3 protein-coding genes and 1 pseudogene are annotated in these 3,406 nt (G+C 64.3%); 2 read left to right on the top strand and 2 right to left on the bottom strand.

Translation table 11 applies throughout. The annotated features are described in order from the left end of the window. A pseudogene (locus WBF82_RS05835) lies at nt 1-197 on the top strand (acetyl-CoA C-acyltransferase); the annotation flags it as partial. Nucleotides 198-201: 4 nt separating this feature from the next. Further along, entirely contained in the window at nt 202-2,361 is a 2,160-nt protein-coding gene (locus WBF82_RS05830; protein ID WP_424382133.1) for a 3-hydroxyacyl-CoA dehydrogenase NAD-binding domain-containing protein, read from the top strand. A 15-nt stretch (nt 2,362-2,376) separates the two neighbouring features. Here WBF82_RS05830 and WBF82_RS05825 read toward each other — a convergent pair whose 3' ends face one another. After that, nucleotides 2,377-2,997: a class I SAM-dependent methyltransferase gene (locus WBF82_RS05825; RefSeq protein WP_424382132.1), complete on the bottom strand. Its 621-nt coding sequence runs from the start codon at nt 2,995-2,997 to the stop codon at nt 2,377-2,379. A gap of 16 nt (nt 2,998-3,013) precedes the next feature. Continuing rightward, a partial coding sequence (locus WBF82_RS05820) for a class I SAM-dependent methyltransferase (RefSeq protein ID WP_424382131.1) occupies nt 3,014-3,406 on the bottom strand: 393 nt, incomplete at its 5' end.

Here is a 3,406-nt window from a genome sequence, read left to right as displayed (position 1 = left end):
AGGACCTCGACGTCCCCGACGAGAAGCTCAACGTCAACGGCGGCGCCATCGCGATGGGCCACCCGCTCGGCGCCACCGGCGCCATGATCACCGGCACCATGGTCGACGAGCTCGAGCGCCGCAACGCGCGCCGCGCGCTGGTCACGTTGTGCATCGGCGGCGGCATGGGCGTCGCGACGATCATTGAGAGGGTTTAAGACCATGGCAGAGAACACCATTGCTTGGGACAAGGACGCCGACGGCATCGTTACGCTGACGTTGGATGACCCCACCGGGTCGGCGAACGTGATGAACGAGCATTACGCCGAGTCCATGCACAATGCCGTCGAACGCCTTGTCGCGGAGAAGGATTCGATCACCGGCGTGGTTATCACCAGCGCGAAGAAGACCTTCTTCGCCGGCGGTGATCTCAAGGGCATGATCAAACTCGGCCCGGAGAACGCCGGCGAGGCGTTCGACACCGTCGAATCGGTCAAGCGCGATCTGCGTGCCCTGGAGACGCTGGGCAAGCCGGTGGTGGCCGCGATCAACGGTGCAGCGCTTGGCGGCGGCCTGGAGATCGCGCTGGCGTGTCATCACCGGATCGCCGCGGACGTCAAGGGTCTGGTCGTCGGTCTGCCCGAGGTGACGCTGGGCCTGCTGCCGGGTGGCGGCGGCGTGACGCGCACCGTGCGGATGTTCGGCATCCAGACCGCGTTCATGAACATCCTGTCGCAGGGCACCCGCTTCAAGCCGGACAAGGCCAAGGAGATCGGGTTGGTCGACGAGCTCGTCGGCTCGGTCGACGAACTGGTGCCGAGGGCGAAGGCTTGGATAAAAGAGGAGCTCAAGGACAACCCCGACCGTATTTTCGTCCAGCCGTGGGATGTCAAGGGCTACAAGATGCCTGGCGGCACTCCGGCCAGCCCCGCGCTGGCCGGCGTCCTGCCGTCGTTCCCGGCGTTGCTGAAGAAGCAACTCAAGGGCGCGCCGATGCCGGCGCCGCGGGCCATCCTGGACGCGGCCGTCGAGGGCGCGCAGGTGGACTTCGACACCGCCAGCCGCATCGAGAGCCGGTACTTCACTTCTCTGGTCACCGGCCAGGTCGCCAAGAACATGATTCAGGCGTTCTTCTTCGACCTGCAGCACATCAACGGCGGTGGTTCGCGTCCGAACGGCATCGAGCCGGTCAAGATAAACAAGATCGGTGTGCTGGGCGCGGGCATGATGGGCGCCGGTATCGCCTATGTGTCGGCCAAGGCCGGCTATGACGTGGTGCTCAAGGACGTCAGCCTCGAGGCCGCCGAGAAGGGCAAGAACTACTCGGAAAAGCTTGAGGCCAAAGCACTTCAGCGTGGCAAGACCACCGAGGAGAAGAGCAAGGCGCTGCTGGACCGCATCACGCCGTCGGCCGACCCCGCCGACTTCAAGGGCGTCGACTTCGTGATCGAGGCGGTGTTCGAGAACCAGGACCTCAAGCACAAAGTGTTCCAGGAGATCGAAGACGTCGTCGAACCCAACGCACTGCTCGGATCGAACACCTCGACGCTGCCGATCACCGGTCTGGCGACCGGTGTGAAGCGGCAGGAGGACTTCATCGGGATCCACTTCTTCTCGCCGGTCGACAAGATGCCGCTGGTCGAAATCATCAAGGGCGAGAAGACCTCTGACGAGGCGCTGGCCCGTGTGTTCGACTACACACTGGCCATCGGCAAGACCCCGATCGTCGTCAACGACAGCCGCGGCTTCTTCACCAGCCGTGTGATCGGCACCTTCGTCAACGAGGCGCTGGCGATGCTGGGCGAGGGCGTGGAGCCGGCCAGCATCGAGCACGCCGGTTCGCAGGCCGGTTACCCGGCGCCGCCGCTGCAGCTCTCCGATGAGCTGAACCTCGAGCTGATGCACAAGATCGCTGTCGCGAGCCGCAAGGGCATCGAAGACGCGGGTGGCAAGTACGAGCCGCACCCGGCCGAGGCCGTCGTCGAGAAGATGATCGAGATCGGCCGGCCCAGCCGCTTGAAAGGTGCCGGCTTCTACGAATACGTCGACGGCAAGCGCACCCAGCTGTGGCCGGGTCTGCGCGAGACATTCAAATCCGGTTCCGCGGAGCCGCCGCTGCAGGACATGATCGACCGGATGCTGTTCGCCGAGGCGCTGGAAACCCAGAAGTGCCTTGATGAAAGCGTGCTGACGTCGACCGCCGACGCCAACATCGGCTCGATCATGGGCATCGGCTTTCCGCCGTGGACCGGTGGCAGCGCCCAGTACATCGTCGGCTACCAGGGTGCGACCGGTACGGGCAAGGAAGCCTTTGTCGCGCGGGCCCGCGAGCTTGCGGCCAAGTACGGCGACCGGTTCCTGCCCCCGGACTCGCTGACCTAAGTTCCTGCGCGCGCACTAGGGCTGGTGCTGGAATACGTAGCTGCGGGCCTCGAATCGGGCCGCGAATCTGCCAGTGAGTCCACCCTGAGGCGTCCATCGCGGTTCATCGGCCGCCGACAGTAGCGACCATGCGGGCGTGAATCGACGCTCGATCTCCGCCTGGTCGACTCCTGGTGGCCCAATTCCGCCGGCGCGTTTGAAGGCGATCATGAGCAGCCGTGCGTTTGGTGCGGCCACCGCACTGATCTCTTTGACGTAGAGGTCACGATCGCCATCGCTCATGCCGTGGAAGCAGCCGTTGTCCACGATCAACTCGAAGGGCCCGCTGATCCCCGCCTGGCTCAAATGCGTGACGTCAGCGTGGACGAAGTCGACCGCAGCATCCGCGGCGCGGGCCTTGGCACGCGCCTTATCCAGCGCCTTCGGGGTGAAGTCAGCTCCAGTGACTTGCCATCCGTGTTGGGCCAGGTAGATCGACGAATCTCCGGTGCCGCATCCGACGTCGAGTGCCGATCCTGGCGGCAGCTTGTCGATTCCCTCAACGAGTTCACGCACCATTGTCGAAAGCGGATGACCATCCCACGGAGTAAACCCGATCGCGTAGAAGACCCGAAATAACGTGTGTCGAGAAGCCATGACGTTGACGGTATTCCTAGCGGCGGCGCTGAAAAAGGTAGTACCGCGTCGGAGTTTTCTCGCGGTCGAGCTCCTGCTCGTCGCCGGCGGACACCAGTGTCCAGCCGGATGCGAACCGTCGTTCCATCTCGGCATGGTCGATGCCGCGCACTCCGAATCGTCCGCCAGGAATGAAGGCCACGATCAACAGCCGCGCGTCGGGCGCCGCCACGGCACTGACCTCGCGGACGTACGAGTCGCGGTCGTCGTCGTTCATGTTGTGCAGGCAGCCATTGTCGACAATGAGCTGAAAAGGTCCACTGAGTCCGGTCTGACGCAACTGCCTGACGTCAGCCTGGACGAAGTTGACGTTTTCGGCGCCCGCCTTGGCCCGCGCCTTCTCCAGCGCCGTAGGCACGAAGTCCACGGC

Origin of the sequence: Mycobacterium sp., assembly GCF_049673265.1 — a bacterium.
GTDB lineage: Bacteria > Actinomycetota > Actinomycetes > Mycobacteriales > Mycobacteriaceae > Mycobacterium.
This window is presented reverse-complemented; position numbering and strand designations above follow the sequence as displayed.

What these genes read in the sequence shown, in the direction of transcription:
- WBF82_RS05830 (WP_424382133.1), top strand. Translation starts at nt 202, where the DNA reads ATGGCAGAGAACACCATTGCTTGGGACAAGGACGCCGACGGCATCGTT.
- WBF82_RS05825 (WP_424382132.1), bottom strand. Translation starts at nt 2,997, where the DNA reads ATGGCTTCTCGACACACGTTATTTCGGGTCTTCTACGCGATCGGGTTT.